The following is a 12,614-nucleotide window of genomic DNA, read 5'->3' as shown; positions in this document are numbered from 1 at the left end:
CAGCCCTTCGACAAGCTCAGGGCGAACGGAGCCTAGAGAGTGCCTACGGGCATTGGCGATGGGCGGCGACGTTGCCGATCAGCCGAGCTTGGCGGCCGGTGATGTCGTCGGAGTGCAAAACGCAGCGCAGGATGCTGCAAAACGTCAGGCGTGGCAAGGTCTGAGATAGCAAGGTTTTTCGCCCCGCTTGAGCCTGCTTGCGTAGATCGAAGGCATCCAGCATGTCGAGACTGCTGAAATCGACCCAGGTCGGTTGGGCCATCACGCCACCCGGCACACCCACAAAATAGCCTGATCGGGGTGGCCCCGAGCTACAGGCTGGCTCTTCTGTCAAACCATGCGATTTCGACGTGAATACGGCCGTCACCGCATCGCCACAGTTTTCATCGACCGCCAACACCAAGACGTATTTGCGCTCGCATCCGCCCGTTTGGCGGTTGAGGTAATAGCAGTCGTCCTGCCAGATCTGGCCGGGTGCAGCCGTGGGGGATGCCATCCGCAAGATCAGTAGATATCGGCCGAACGGGCAGATTGCAAGGCGCTGCGATACATGGCCTGCTCTTGAGCGATTTGCAGCAACTGCTCCCGCAGGGGTTCGGTATCGCCGAGAGCCAGCTCATAAGGAATGGGTGCATGAGCCCCCTGACCATCGCGCCAAACCTTGTCCCAGGCCCCGTTTTGCTCGTGAGTCACATCGATCATCTTCGGAGAGAAGGTTTCGCGATAACGCTGCGCAATCTCGTCCAAGATGCGCAATTGCCGAGGTGTGAACTCATCAGGATCGAACCGAACGCCGTCCTGAAGCCTGACCGTCTGGCGATCAAAGTCGATCACACGCTCCTCGACGATGCGGACCAGACCCGCCAGATCGTCCCCCAGCTCCTCCCACTCTTCCATCAGCTCAATGGGCACCGGACCAAACTTCCACGCCTGATAGTCCAAGCCCGTTGCGCTCTTGCCAGTCTGGCGAAAGTGCTCGAAGTCAAACAGATAGAGCAGCTTGAACAGCTTGATCTTGCCGCAGTGCTGCGTATGGGCTGCGAAGTACACGACCGCCTGCAACAGACGTTTGCGCTCAGAGCGGGTCAGGACGGTCATGGGTGTGTGGCGCATCAAGAAAGGTCGGATTGTCCGTGCCGGTGGAGGTTAGGTCAACTTCAGGGCAAACGGGGCTTCGGCATGTCTTGGGCCAGTGTTTGCACCACCACCTTGTGGCGTTCGACTCGCCAGGGCAGATCGGCATAGGGTTTGGTCGTGCGCGCGTCTTTGCGTCTTCAGCTCGCCTCGTTCTTCTTGCCAAAGCGCTTCCACGCCCAGCCGGCCAGCGGGATCAGGATCAGGGTGAGGAGCTTGTCCCAGTTTTTGAGGGCGAAACCCAGGACTTGGGCGCTGAAGGAGGGCTCAGGCGGAGGCGGTGGGGTGAGGACGGCGACGCTGATTTTGCGGTCGAGGGACTGGATGATTTGCGCGCCGCCGTTCAGGGCGGAGTAGATCGTCAGCAGCAAGGTGCGCTCGCCCGCGACCTTGGGTTGGATGATCCATTTCCATTCGACATCGCGGCCTTCGAGCACTTGTTGGGCTTGCTTGCCGGGCGGGGTGATGTCGAAATCGGTTGAGCTGAGCTCAGCGCTGAGCTGGCTGCTGAGGTCGAGCGTGGTGGCTTGGGTGGCACCGCTGCTGGGCAGGTGTTTTGCCAGCTCGTCAAAGTGCGCTGGGTTGAGCGTGACCCGCAGCGTGATGGTGGCGGATTCGCCCATCAGCATGCTGCCGGGGGTGTTCCAAGCGACCTTGGCCGGCTGGAGATCTTCAGCCGGGGCGGGGGCGGGGGCGGCTGTGGGTGCGGTTTCTTGGTGGGGCACGGTTGCGGTTGCAGCTGTTGCCTTGGGGGCGGCCGCAGGTGGCACCGGCGGTGCTGGTGGGCGTGGTTCAGGCTTCGGCGCGGGGGCTGGCATGTCCAGGGTCACTTCGACCTGCGGCTTGGCGCGTTGCCCGCCGCCAGACGCTGAGCTTGATCCATAGCCCATGCCTGAGCCGCTGCCTGCGCCGGTCGGCGCAAGTGTGCCGAGCATGGCTTCGAAATCGGCGGCGGCGGCGGAGGTGTCGGCCGGTGGGCTTGGCGGGTTGGGTGTGCTTGGCAGGGGTGCCATGTTTGGGCAGCCGCTGAGGAGGAGCAAGGACAGCAGCGAACTTGCCGAGAAAAGAGCCAAACGGGCCAAGGGCTTCATGGGAACGGTCCGGGTCAGGGGCGGTGCGGGTCAGGGTGCGGGCCATTGTAGGTAAGCTCGGGCGCTGCTTTGTCCTTCGGGCCCATCCATGTCCACCCTGTTGTTGCTCCCTGAACCCATGGCGTTCTCACCCTTGGCGATCACCTTGGATCTGGACGACACCCTTTGGCCGATTGCGCCGGTGATCCATCAGGCCGAGCGGGTGCTGAATCACTGGCTGGCCGAGCACGCTCCAGCCACGGCGGCGATGTTTCCGCTGCCACGAATGCGCGAGTTGCGCCGCCAAGTGGGTGAGCGTGAGACGGCGCTGGCGCACGATTTGGGTGCGCTGCGACGCATCACCTTGCAAGAAGCGCTGCACGCGGCGGGCGAGGATCCGGGCTTGGCCGAGGCGGCCTTTGACATCTTCATCGCCGAGCGCCAAAAGGTGCGCTTTTTTGCCGATGTGGCCAGCGCCTTGGACCGGCTTGCTGCCCGCTGGCCGGTGTTGGGTTTGAGCAACGGTAACGCTGATTTGCGCGCCACGGGGTTGGATCGCTGGTTGATCGGCTGTGTCCACGCGCAGGACTGCGGCGTGGCCAAACCGGCGGCGCAGATTTTTGAGCACGCCTGCCAGCGTCTGGGTCTGCCTGCGCGCCACGTGCTGCATGTGGGGGACGACTGGCACTTGGATGTGCTGGGCGCGCAGGCAGCGGGCATGCCCACGGTGTGGGTGCAGCGGCCCGAAGATGCCAAGGCCCAAGCCGCGTTGGCGGCTGGGGCGCTCAACTTGTCGCTTTCACCGCCGCTTTCACAGCCCCATCACACCGTACACGACTTGCTGGCGCTGGCCGAGCTGCTCGGGGCGTGACGGGAGGGCTTGAGGCGATCTTTCGCTTTAGTCGAGCTTGCGCGGGCGCACCTTGCTGGCGGCTTCCTTGGCGCGCTGGCGAGCGACTTCGACCTCGGCGTCGAACGCCAAAGCCACACCCATGCGGCGCTTGACGAAGCTTTCCGGCTTGCCAAAGAGGCGCAGATCGGTGTTGGGCACGCGCAGCGCATCGGCCACACCGTCGAACACCATCGCGTGTGCCGTCACGCCGCCGTAGATCACGGCGCTGGCACCCGGGCTCTTGAGCTGGGTGTTGACCGGCAGGCCGAGGATGGCGCGGGCGTGCAGTTCGAACTCGCTTTGCCACTGAGTGATCATGGTGACCATGCCGGTGTCGTGCGGGCGCGGGCTGACTTCACTGAACCAGACCTCGTTGCCCTTGACGAACAGCTCGACCCCAAACAGGCCCAAGCCGCCGAGGTTGTCGGTGACGGTCTTGGCAATGGTGCGGGCCTTGTCCAGCGCGCTGGCCGACATCGGGTGTGGCTGCCAGCTTTCAACGTAGTCGCCGCTCACTTGGATGTGACCGATGGGGTCGCAGAAATGGGTCTCGGTCCGGCCATCCGCGCCCAAGGCACGCACGGTGAGTAAGGTGATTTCGTAGTCGAAGTCGATGAAGCCTTCGACGATCACCCGGCCTTTGGCGACACGACCACCGGCCATGGCGTAGTCCCAAGCCCGGGCGACATCGGCGGGGGTGTCGATCTTGCTCTGGCCCTTGCCCGAGCTGCTCATCACCGGCTTGACGATGCACGGGTAGCCGATGGCGGATTGACCGTGACCGGAGGAGGCCGCATCCGTGCCGTCGATGGCGGCTTGCAGCTCGGCCAGCGAGTCGCAAAAGCGGTAAGGACTGGTGGGCAGGCCCAGGGTTTCAGCGGTGAGGCGGCGGATGCCTTCGCGGTCCATGGTCAGCCGGGCGGCGCGGGCCGTTGGGATGACGCGCACTTGGCCAGCCGCTTCCATCTCTTCAAGCACGCCAGTGGCGATGGCTTCGATTTCAGGCACCACCAGATCGGGCTTTTCAGCTTCGATCAGGGCGCGCAGCGCCACGGGATCGCTCATGGCCAAGGTGCGGGCATGGTGTGCCACTTGCTGGCCGGGGGCGTTGTCGTAGCGATCAACGGCGATGGTTTCGATGCCCAAGCGTTGCAGGGCGATCAGCACTTCTTTGCCGAGTTCACCGCTGCCCAGCATCATGACGCGCAAGGCGGCGGGGGTCAGGGGGGTGCCGATGGCGGGCACAGGCAAGGCTGGGGAGGTCGGTGCAGTCATGGTGGGGGAAAACGAAGAAGAAAAAGACAGGGCAGCGCTGATGGGTCCAGCGGTTCAGTCCAACGGTTGTGGATCGGTCTCGGCAAAGCGCAAGACTTCGAAGCTGACCATGGGGGTTTGGGCTTGAGAGGTATTGAGCCCCAAGCTGATGACGCCTCGGCCGTGCAAGGTGCAACTGGCGCGCCGCAGGGTGACCACTTCAGCTTGGCGACCAAAGCGCACAAAGGTGCCGTTCGAGCTGAAATCGGTCAGCTGGAAGTTGCCGCTGTGCCACTCGATGCGCGCATGGATGCGCGAGACGCGGCTGTCGTCGATGCAGTAGGTCGCTTCGTGGCTGCGGCCCAACACCACCGGCAGATTGCGTGCGGTATGGATGCGTGAGATGCCTTCGACCGACAAGCGCAGGCCTTCCGGGACCGGGGTGACCGGGGCGGTATCGCCAAACATGGTGGCCATGACGCTGTCGCCGCTGGCTTGATTGTCCAAGCGCCACACCTCGACCGGCTCCAGTCGGCCCCGCAGATGGAAGACATCCAAGCGCCGAAACTGGGAGGCCAGCTCGGTGGGCAGCATGCGCAGGGTTTGCGCCGTGGCCAGGGTCTCGTTGTCGCCGGCGTGATCCAGCAAGCGGGCGGCTACGTTGACGGCATCGCCGAAACAGTCCCCCGCGACTTGAATCACTTCGCCATGGGCCAAAGCCTGCTGCATGCGCAGATTGGGGGTGTTGTTCTGCGCATTGCGCGCCTTGAGCCGCTCCAGCTCCTCTTGAACCTCTTGGGCGGCAAAGATGGCCCGGGTGGGGTGGATGAACACCGCCATCAGGCCATCACCCAGGGTTTTGATGACCGCCCCCCCGTTTTTCTCGACCACCCGCGACATCATCGCCACGCTTTGCGTCACGATGGTTGCCGCAGCGACATTGCCCAGCGACTCGTACATCGAGGTGCTGCCCCGCAAGTCAGCGAACAAGACAGTACACGTGACGGTTTGCTTCATCCTTCAAGTGTACTCAGCAGGGGTAACAGCATCCAGTGCCGATGTGGCTTAGACGTTATCGAGGTAGGTGCGCAGTTTGTCCGAACGGCTCGGATGTTTCAGCTTGCGGATCGCCTTGGCTTCGATCTGGCGGATACGCTCGCGGGTCACGTCAAACTGCTTGCCCACTTCTTCGAGGGTGTGATCGGTGCTCATTTCGATGCCGAAACGCATGCGCAGCACCTTGGCTTCGCGCGGGGTCAGGCTGTCGAGGATGTCGCGCACCACGTCGCGCAGGCCCGACTGCATGGCCGCTTCGATGGGCGCGGTGTTGCCGCTGTCTTCGATGAAGTCACCCAAGTGGCTGTCATCGTCGTCCCCAATCGGCGTTTCCATCGAGATCGGCTCTTTGGCGATCTTCATGATCTTGCGGATCTTGTCTTCGGGGATCTCCATCTTCTCGGCCAGCGTCGGCGCATCCGGCTCAAAGCCGAACTCCTGCAAATGCTGCCGTGAGAGCCGGTTCATCTTGTTGATCGTTTCGATCATGTGAACCGGGATGCGGATCGTGCGCGCTTGATCGGCAATCGAGCGGGTGATGGCCTGACGGATCCACCAAGTCGCGTAGGTCGAGAACTTGTAGCCCCGGCGGTATTCGAACTTGTCCACGGCCTTCATCAGGCCGATGTTGCCTTCTTGGATCAGATCCAAGAATTGCAGGCCCCGGTTGGTGTACTTCTTGGCAATCGAGATCACCAAGCGCAAGTTGGCCTCGATCATTTCGCGCTTGGCTTCGCGCGAGCTGGCCTCGCCCTCGTTCATGCGCTTGTTGATCTTCTTGAGATCATCAATGGGCACCACGGCCTTGGTTTGCAGATCAATCAGCTTTTGCTGCAACTCTTGCACGGCAGGCAGATTGCGGCTCAAGACGCCGCTGTAGGGCTTGCCCGCAGCGATTTCGACTTCGGCCCATGCCCGGTTGAGCATGTTGTTGGGGAAGGTCTTGATGAAGTATTCCTGCGGCATACCGCAGCGATCCACCACGATCTTGCGCAGTTCGCGCTCATAGCGGCGCACATCATCGACTTGCGAGCGCAGCAAGTTGCACAGCTTCTCAATCGTCTTGACGGTGAAGCGAATGGTCATCAGCTCGGCGCTGATGGCTTCTTGGGCCTTGTTGTAGACCGCCGTGCGGTAGCCGTCTTTTTCGTAGGCCTTGCGCATCTTGTCGTAATGCGTGCGCAGGTTGTCGAACTTGGTCAGCGCCGTGTTCTTCAGCTCTTCGAGCTTCTTGGTCAGCGCCTTGGAGCTGCCTTCTTCGTCGTCTTCATCGAATTCGTCGAAGTCTTCTTCGGCCACGTAGTCATCGGCTTCACTGGCAGAGACAAAGCCATCCACCGCTTCCGAGATGGTCATCTCGCCAGCACGCATCCGGTCGGCAATCGACAAGATCTCGTTGATGGTGGCGGGCGAGGTCGAGATCGCCATCATCATGGCTTGCAAACCGCCTTCGATGCGCTTGGCGATTTCGATTTCGCCTTCGCGCGTCAGCAGCTCCACGGTGCCCATTTCGCGCATGTACATGCGCACCGGGTCGGTGGTGCGGCCGAATTCGCTGTCCACCGTCGAAAGTGCCGCTTCGGCTTCTTCTTCGGCTTCTTCTTCGGTGGCGGTCGAGGTGTTGCCCCCGGCGATCAGCAGGGTGGCGGCGTCCGGGGCTTGCTCGTAGACGGCGATGCCCATGTCATTGAGCATCGAGACGATGGCATCAAAGATTTCGGCCTCAACCAGCTTTTCGGGCAAGTGGTCGTTGATTTCTTGGTGCGTCAGGTAGCCGCGCGTCTTACCCATCTTGATGAGGGTTTTGAGCTCTTGGCGACGCTTGGCGGCTTCTTCTTCGGTGAGGGTGGTTTCTTCCAGGCCGAATTCGCGCATCAGGGCGCGCTCTTTGGCGCGGCTGACCTTCATGCGCAGCGGCTTGACCTTGGTCTTGCCCTCAACGCCAGCGGTTTCCACTTCGGCTTCCACCTCGGCCACCACTTCCACGTCGGCATCAATTTCAGCATCCGCGCCTTCGAGATCGCCGTCGGCTTCGAGGTCGGAGAAATCTTCCGCGCCTTCGATGCCTTTTTTACGTTCTGCTTTCTCGACTTTTTCTGGCTTAGCGGCGGCGGTTTCGGCCTTGGGCTTGCGACCGCGTTTGGCCCCTGTGGCGGGGGTGCTGGCACCGTCTTCAGCAGCCGGATCACCGGCCGGAGCTGCGGCAGCTGCCTTGACTTTTCTGACCTTCTTCGGCGGATCTTCAGCCGGTGTCGCCGGTACGACGGACACGGTGGCGTTCACGCTGTCGTCAGCAGTGGCTTGGGCAGAATTCTTTGCGGCGCTTTTCTTGGCAGTCATGCGGTTCCTCGGCTGGATGCTCGGCAAGGGTGAGGCGTGGGGCCTAGTGTGAACAACAAAAGCCCAAGGCAAAAAACACCGCACGCCCTATTTATGTTGGGCCGGTGATTTTCGCGATGGGCAGGCAAGCTGGCGTGAACAAAGATAGTGCAGCTCTGGCGGGGGATTTGGCCTGTTTTATGCCCGTTTCGCGGGTGGCCGGGGCCGGCAGATGCTGCTGTCACTCTTGCCGTATCAAAGTCGAGCGCGGATTGTACTAGGACAGCAGCCGCACCAAGCCATCCGGGTGCAGGTGCCAGCCGCCGAGCCCCGCCAAGCCCATCAGAACCCCTGTGCCGATGGGCAGCAAGGCAAGCAAATACAGCCACCACAACTGCGTCAGGGCCGTGACCGCCAGCAAAGCGATGGCGATGGCCAGCAGGGCGTCGGAAAGGTCGAACTGATCGTCGCGGAAGTTCAAAGCGTCGTAGTTCTTTTGATCCTGCTCGGCTTGGGCTTTGAGCTCATCCTTTTTCTGGCGTTGTTCCTGCACCAAGTTGTCATAGTGCTCGATGGCCTGCGCATAGGCCGACGCTTGGGCGGCGGGCCGATCCGCGCTGGTCAATCGCAGTTGCACGACGGTGGCTTCGGCCATGTCTTGGCGAATGTGGCGTGCTTGGTAGAAGTTCCAGTGATCAAGCTTGTCGGCTTGGGCCTGCTGCATGGCTTGAACGATGTTGTCGTCCTTGACTTTGCAAATCCCCATGAAGGTCGCAAGGATCGCCACGGTCACCGCCACCGCTGCATTGATGCGGGCCGAGTTCTTGGCAGCTTGGGCAGCTTTTTGCGCCGTTTCCAGCACGTCTTGAGGTTCGATATTCAACGGGCTAACTTTCTTGGGCCAAAAGGGCGGCTTGGGGGGCTGACCAAGCGGGGTAATGGGCCGGGCCGAGCAAGCGGCCCTTCTCGAAGCGGGCCACGCGCCGATACGGCGTGCGGCTGTTGCTGTTGTCGTAGACGCTGGCGGTATCGGCCATGCGCAGCGCTTGGGCCACCAGCCCCCACAGGCGTTGATAGCGTTCGCGCACCTTGTCTTCGGGCACCGAATGGCCGCCTTGCTGGCTGCGCCATGGCCACGTCGCGGGCTTGTTGGGCCAGCGCTGAGGCCGCGTGGCCGTGCGCTTCCTCGTCACCCGGCCAATGCTGGCGCGCCAGGATGTCGGCGTTGATGAAAGGCAAGCGGGTGATGGGCGCGAGAACGCGTTCGAAGAACGTCGTCTTGCCGGCACCGTTTGGGCCGACAAGCAGGTGCAGGACCGGCATGGATCAGAGCGTTCGGGGGGAGGGGAGGTTCAAGGATGCAAGATGCGCACGCGGCCTTGGGCGTCGAGTTCGGCGTGACGGTGGCCCTCCGCCACAAACAGGGTATGCAGATTGAGCGTTTCAAGTTGCGCACTGAGCTGTTCGTCCCAAGCGGTGCGCACGCTGGCTTGTTCGGTGGCACCGAGCGTGTCGTAGCTGCTTTGGCCCGCCAAAACCGCCTGAACTTTGGCGACCGAGGCATCAAGCTCATGGTCGAGGCGGATGGGAACGGCGGCAGCGGACATGACGGTCTCCGGGGGTGGGCGCGTTGAGGGTCGCGTTGAGAGATTTGGTGATCGCAGGTGTGCAGCACGATGCTACACGAACAGCGCCCACCCCAGCGCGATCGGCATGAACACCACGGCGGCGAGGTTGCCGATGAGGACGACGGAGGCGACTTTGTCGGGTTCTTGGCGGTAGCGTTCAGCGAACATGAAGTTGAGCACCGCCGGGGGCAGGGCACCGAACACCAGCAGCAGGGCTTGTTGGTCGCGGGGCAAGTCGATGGCTTGCATCAGCCCCCACGCCAAGGCCATGCCACTGACGGGGCGCAGCACCGCGCCCATCAGGCCAAAACCCAAGGCCGTGATGCGGGAGGTGGCGAGCCGCACGCCCAGCATGAACAGCATCAGCGGCACGGCGATGTCGCCCACCATGCGCACAGCCTGGAGCAGCGGCGGCCAGACTTCGAGGTTGAACACGCCCACGGCCAGCCCGCCCAATGACGCCAGCACCGAGGGTGAGCGCCAAACGGTGGTGATGCGCGTGTGGTGGTCCAAAAGCCAAGCGCCGAAGGAAAAGTGCAGGATGTTTGACACCGTGAACATCACCACCGCCGGGGGCAGCGCGGCCGGGCCAAAGGCCAGCACCGCCAAGGGCAGGCCAAGGTTGCCGCAGTTGTTGAACATCATCGGCGGCACCAGCGTCTTGGGCTCAACCCCCAGCAGCCGCGCCACCCACCACGCCAGCAAGCCGCTGCCCACAATCAGCCCGAACGAGGCCAGCAGCAAAGGGCCGTAGGCCTGGATATGAAAGTCCTTGCTCGCCAAGGCCCCAAAGATCAGCGCCGGGGTGAACACATCCATGTTCAACCGCCCCGCCACCGACATATCCGGCTTGCTGCGCCGACCCACCCCAAAGCCCAAGGCCGTGATGGCAAACAGCGGAAAAAGGATGGCGATGATTCGTAAAAGCATGGGGCGAGGATAACCATGTCTTTGAGGTAGCATAGAAATTAACATCAAAGCTTATTTGATGAACTCTATGTGCTTCTAAACCCATGCCCAAATCCCCGGAAGCCCTTTCGATGTTGCCTGCCATCGCGCAAAACGCCCTGCGCAAGTTGGGTGAAGATCTGGCTTTAGCGCGGGTGCGGCGCAACGAGTCGCAGCGCAGTTGGGCCAAGCGCTTGGGGGTGTCAGTGCCGACCTTGATCCGGCTGGAACAAGGTGATCCGGGGGTCGGTGTGGGTATCGTCGCCACCGCGCTGTGGATGATCAGCCGCACCGATGCCTTGGCCGATTTGGCCGCGCCCGAGCACGACCGAGGTGCCCTTGAGCGCGACGTCCAAGCTGCCCTGCAACGCCAGCGGGTGCGGTCGAGGCGTGTTCCAAAAACTCCCCCAGCCCTTTGATCCGTTTTATCTGTTCGGGCTGAGCCTGTCTTTTCCTGTTGGCTTCGGGTCAGTCTTTCCCCGTTCGCCCTGAGCTTTGTCGAAGGGTTGGATTTGAATGAATCAGCTGCACCGGCACAGATTAGCAAGGGGCGACATGCTGCTGTTTCTGGACTTTGCCGAGCTAAACGGGAGATGAATCCGTGCCTGATGAGAGCGCAGGCCTGCGCTTTCGTCATGTGATCAGCCCGCAGCGAACTCGGCAATGCGCTCCTGAGCGGCCTCATCGACCGTCAGAACACCCTCACTACCAAGTTCATTGCGTATTTCTTCAAAAGCAGCGTAGCGTTTGGGATCGAACTGGGTTGGCCCACGAATCGCAAACAGGACGTTGTGCGGCAGCAGGTTCCGTTTGCGGAGCCGCTGTACTCGCAGCAGCCACGCGCCACCATGGTCATAAATGCCCATGGGTTCAGTCTGGTCTAGGTTGAACGGCTTGATGACCTTTGTGATGGTGTCACCATGTCGTTGCACGAGCGGGAACCTGGCATACACCTCATCGTCACCAACCCGGTCAGCTCGGAATGCCTGCACTAGCTCAAGCGTGCTTAAGAGCGTTTTGATGCGACGCTCCATTTCGATTTCAACGTACTCCGGCGTGGCGAACGACCGATCGACGTAGTGGTCGAATTTGGCGACCAGCTCTTCGGCAGGATTGGTCGTTAAAACGACGCGCGGTTTGCTGAAGCGCACGATGGCCTCACGTGGGTGTACTAGCCCTTCAAAGACTTCACGCATCAAGTCCGGGCACCCGTTTTTGTGGTTATCCGCCAGTACTTTTGCGATGCGCCTAAGCTCGCTGCCGATACCTTGCATTGCTCGCAGGTAGACGTTGCGAGGCAGTTCGGCGAAAAAGTCTGTAATGCGCTTGTACTTACGGGTCTGCAACTTGAAGTCGAAGTACCCCGTCTGCGGACATATCAGGACGACACCGACGTTGGCGAACTCGCCGGTCTCTGTATACGGCGTGAACTGAACGATGGCATAGCGGCACGCGACTTGTTTCATACCGTCCTCCATAGTTCGTCAGTTACGCATCGTGAAAGAACCTTCAGAGCTCGATCACGGTCGAATCGGGTCGGAAGGTCCAGCTCGGAATTTTCCCACAGCCACTCTTCTGGTGCCAGATCAATCGCCAAAGCGGCTGCTGGTAGCGCATCAACCATCTTGCGGCCATATTGGGCACGAGTCATCAGATCGTCGGTGATGCCTGCCCATTGTGACGAGAAGACGTGATGTTCAAAGAATTCCGATGCGCTGAAATCAGTGGCAAGTGCCAAGTTGTGGTCGATCACGACCAAGGACTCCTTGTTCGTATCCCACAACAAATTGGGGTTTCCTTTCAGACGGTCGGTGTTTTGTACCCACCAGTCGAAGGCCAGTACATCGCGTTGTACGCCAACAGGAACTTGTTGAGCCATGCCTAGCTCTAGCCAACTGGTGCCGGCGTGGAGCCGGGAGCCAAAGGCTGGCAGGCTGCCGATGGCTTGCCACTGCGGGTGATTGCCATCACCCACGCCCCGGCAACTTGAACAAATCCCCGCGTCTTATTTGCTGAAGCGTGGGCGGGAGGTCTTCTTGCATGGGGGGGATGCCGTCGCGCAGGGCGGCTTCGACCAGGGGGAGGGCTGCTGATGCCCAGAGTTGGTCTTGGAGGTGGGTTTGCAGGATGGACCAGGGGGCGGGGTCGTCGTGCATCAGCCATTGGTCGAGCCAGCGGAACAGCTTGCCGTGCCAGTCGGGCAGTTCGCAAAGCAGGGTGTGATCGGCGTCGCTGAGGTCGCTCCACCAGTGGCTGGCTTGGAGCAGCAAGGTGGCGGCGCGGTCTTCGGGGCGGCGGGTGATCAGGGGTTGT

At 61.5% G+C, this 12,614-nt stretch carries 14 protein-coding genes and 1 pseudogene; 2 read left to right on the top strand and 13 right to left on the bottom strand.

All coding sequences use genetic code 11. The features are described 5' to 3' along the window. Positions 1-43: 43 nt before the first annotated feature. From AC3VI7_RS02930 to AC3VI7_RS02920, 3 genes are all read right to left on the bottom strand, one after another. The gene (locus tag AC3VI7_RS02930; RefSeq protein WP_489668463.1) at positions 44-496 is read right to left on the bottom strand and encodes a hypothetical protein; all 453 of its coding nucleotides are present in this window, start codon (positions 494-496) and stop codon (positions 44-46) included. Positions 497-504: 8 nt separating this feature from the next. Then, positions 505-1,098 (bottom strand): Panacea domain-containing protein, encoded by a 594-nt coding sequence (locus AC3VI7_RS02925; protein WP_489668462.1) that lies wholly within the window; start codon positions 1,096-1,098, stop codon positions 505-507. Between the two features lie 176 nt (positions 1,099-1,274). Next, positions 1,275-2,225, bottom strand: coding sequence for a hypothetical protein (locus AC3VI7_RS02920; RefSeq protein WP_489668461.1), 951 nt, complete (start codon positions 2,223-2,225; stop codon positions 1,275-1,277). Positions 2,226-2,313: 88 nt separating this feature from the next. Here AC3VI7_RS02920 and AC3VI7_RS02915 point away from each other — a divergent pair, with 88 nt between their 5' ends. Then, positions 2,314-3,075: an HAD family hydrolase gene (locus AC3VI7_RS02915; RefSeq protein ID WP_489668460.1), complete on the top strand. Its 762-nt coding sequence runs from the start codon at positions 2,314-2,316 to the stop codon at positions 3,073-3,075. Between the two features lie 27 nt (positions 3,076-3,102). Here the strand turns inward: AC3VI7_RS02915 and purT are convergent, their stop codons facing one another. The 7 genes from purT to AC3VI7_RS02880 form a co-directional block, all read right to left on the bottom strand. Continuing rightward, positions 3,103-4,341, bottom strand: coding sequence for a formate-dependent phosphoribosylglycinamide formyltransferase (gene purT / locus AC3VI7_RS02910; protein WP_489668486.1), 1,239 nt, complete (start codon positions 4,339-4,341; stop codon positions 3,103-3,105). 84 nt (positions 4,342-4,425) lie between these two features. Beyond that, entirely contained in the window at positions 4,426-5,367 is a 942-nt protein-coding gene (locus tag AC3VI7_RS02905; RefSeq protein ID WP_489668459.1) for an adenylate/guanylate cyclase domain-containing protein, read from the bottom strand. A gap of 48 nt (positions 5,368-5,415) precedes the next feature. Then, positions 5,416-7,746 carry an RNA polymerase sigma factor RpoD gene (rpoD, locus tag AC3VI7_RS02900; RefSeq protein WP_489668458.1) on the bottom strand — a complete coding sequence of 777 codons (2,331 nt, stop codon included), beginning with the start codon at positions 7,744-7,746 and terminating at the stop codon, positions 5,416-5,418. A gap of 256 nt (positions 7,747-8,002) precedes the next feature. Further along, a complete protein-coding gene (locus AC3VI7_RS02895) occupies positions 8,003-8,608 on the bottom strand; it encodes a DUF4337 domain-containing protein (RefSeq protein WP_489668457.1) in 606 nt (201 codons plus the stop codon). A gap of 4 nt (positions 8,609-8,612) precedes the next feature. After that, positions 8,613-8,918, bottom strand: coding sequence for a hypothetical protein (locus AC3VI7_RS02890; RefSeq protein ID WP_489668456.1), 306 nt, complete (start codon positions 8,916-8,918; stop codon positions 8,613-8,615). A 159-nt stretch (positions 8,919-9,077) separates the two neighbouring features. Then, the gene (locus tag AC3VI7_RS02885) at positions 9,078-9,332 is read right to left on the bottom strand and encodes a hypothetical protein (protein WP_489668455.1); all 255 of its coding nucleotides are present in this window, start codon (positions 9,330-9,332) and stop codon (positions 9,078-9,080) included. Positions 9,333-9,404: 72 nt separating this feature from the next. Continuing rightward, positions 9,405-10,283, bottom strand: coding sequence for an AEC family transporter (locus AC3VI7_RS02880; RefSeq protein WP_489668454.1), 879 nt, complete (start codon positions 10,281-10,283; stop codon positions 9,405-9,407). An 83-nt stretch (positions 10,284-10,366) separates the two neighbouring features. Here AC3VI7_RS02880 and AC3VI7_RS02875 point away from each other — a divergent pair, with 83 nt between their 5' ends. Beyond that, positions 10,367-10,720: a helix-turn-helix domain-containing protein gene (locus AC3VI7_RS02875; RefSeq protein ID WP_369415691.1), complete on the top strand. Its 354-nt coding sequence runs from the start codon at positions 10,367-10,369 to the stop codon at positions 10,718-10,720. 222 nt (positions 10,721-10,942) lie between these two features. Here AC3VI7_RS02875 and AC3VI7_RS02870 read toward each other — a convergent pair whose 3' ends face one another. From AC3VI7_RS02870 to AC3VI7_RS02860, 3 genes and pseudogenes are all read right to left on the bottom strand, one after another. Then, positions 10,943-11,767 carry a DUF3037 domain-containing protein gene (locus tag AC3VI7_RS02870; protein ID WP_489668453.1) on the bottom strand — a complete coding sequence of 275 codons (825 nt, stop codon included), beginning with the start codon at positions 11,765-11,767 and terminating at the stop codon, positions 10,943-10,945. Then, the gene (locus tag AC3VI7_RS02865; RefSeq protein WP_489668452.1) at positions 11,764-12,276 is read right to left on the bottom strand and encodes a HipA family kinase; all 513 of its coding nucleotides are present in this window, start codon (positions 12,274-12,276) and stop codon (positions 11,764-11,766) included. Before AC3VI7_RS02865 ends, AC3VI7_RS02870 begins: the two co-directional genes overlap by 4 nt. Then, positions 12,269-12,614 (bottom strand): annotated as a pseudogene (locus AC3VI7_RS02860) (hypothetical protein); the annotation flags it as partial. The gene AC3VI7_RS02865 and the pseudogene AC3VI7_RS02860, both read right to left, overlap by 8 nt.

The organism is Leptothrix toolikensis (SeqCode) (assembly GCF_057922285.1).
Note: the sequence above shows the minus strand (reverse complement) of the source record. Positions and strands in the feature narration are given on the sequence as shown.

Excerpts from the sequence above, each read along its gene's own strand:
- AC3VI7_RS02920 (WP_489668461.1), bottom strand. The coding sequence starts at position 2,225 with ATGAAGCCCTTGGCCCGTTTGGCTCTTTTCTCGGCAAGTTCGCTGCTG.
- rpoD (WP_489668458.1), bottom strand. The coding sequence starts at position 7,746 with ATGACTGCCAAGAAAAGCGCCGCAAAGAATTCTGCCCAAGCCACTGCT.
- AC3VI7_RS02905 (WP_489668459.1), bottom strand. The coding sequence starts at position 5,367 with ATGAAGCAAACCGTCACGTGTACTGTCTTGTTCGCTGACTTGCGGGGC.
- AC3VI7_RS02870 (WP_489668453.1), bottom strand. The coding sequence starts at position 11,767 with ATGAAACAAGTCGCGTGCCGCTATGCCATCGTTCAGTTCACGCCGTAT.
- AC3VI7_RS02875 (WP_369415691.1), top strand. The coding sequence starts at position 10,367 with ATGCCCAAATCCCCGGAAGCCCTTTCGATGTTGCCTGCCATCGCGCAA.
- AC3VI7_RS02880 (WP_489668454.1), bottom strand. The coding sequence starts at position 10,283 with ATGCTTTTACGAATCATCGCCATCCTTTTTCCGCTGTTTGCCATCACG.
- AC3VI7_RS02915 (WP_489668460.1), top strand. The coding sequence starts at position 2,314 with ATGTCCACCCTGTTGTTGCTCCCTGAACCCATGGCGTTCTCACCCTTG.
- AC3VI7_RS02930 (WP_489668463.1), bottom strand. The coding sequence starts at position 496 with ATGGCATCCCCCACGGCTGCACCCGGCCAGATCTGGCAGGACGACTGC.
- AC3VI7_RS02885 (WP_489668455.1), bottom strand. The coding sequence starts at position 9,332 with ATGTCCGCTGCCGCCGTTCCCATCCGCCTCGACCATGAGCTTGATGCC.
- AC3VI7_RS02925 (WP_489668462.1), bottom strand. The coding sequence starts at position 1,098 with ATGACCGTCCTGACCCGCTCTGAGCGCAAACGTCTGTTGCAGGCGGTC.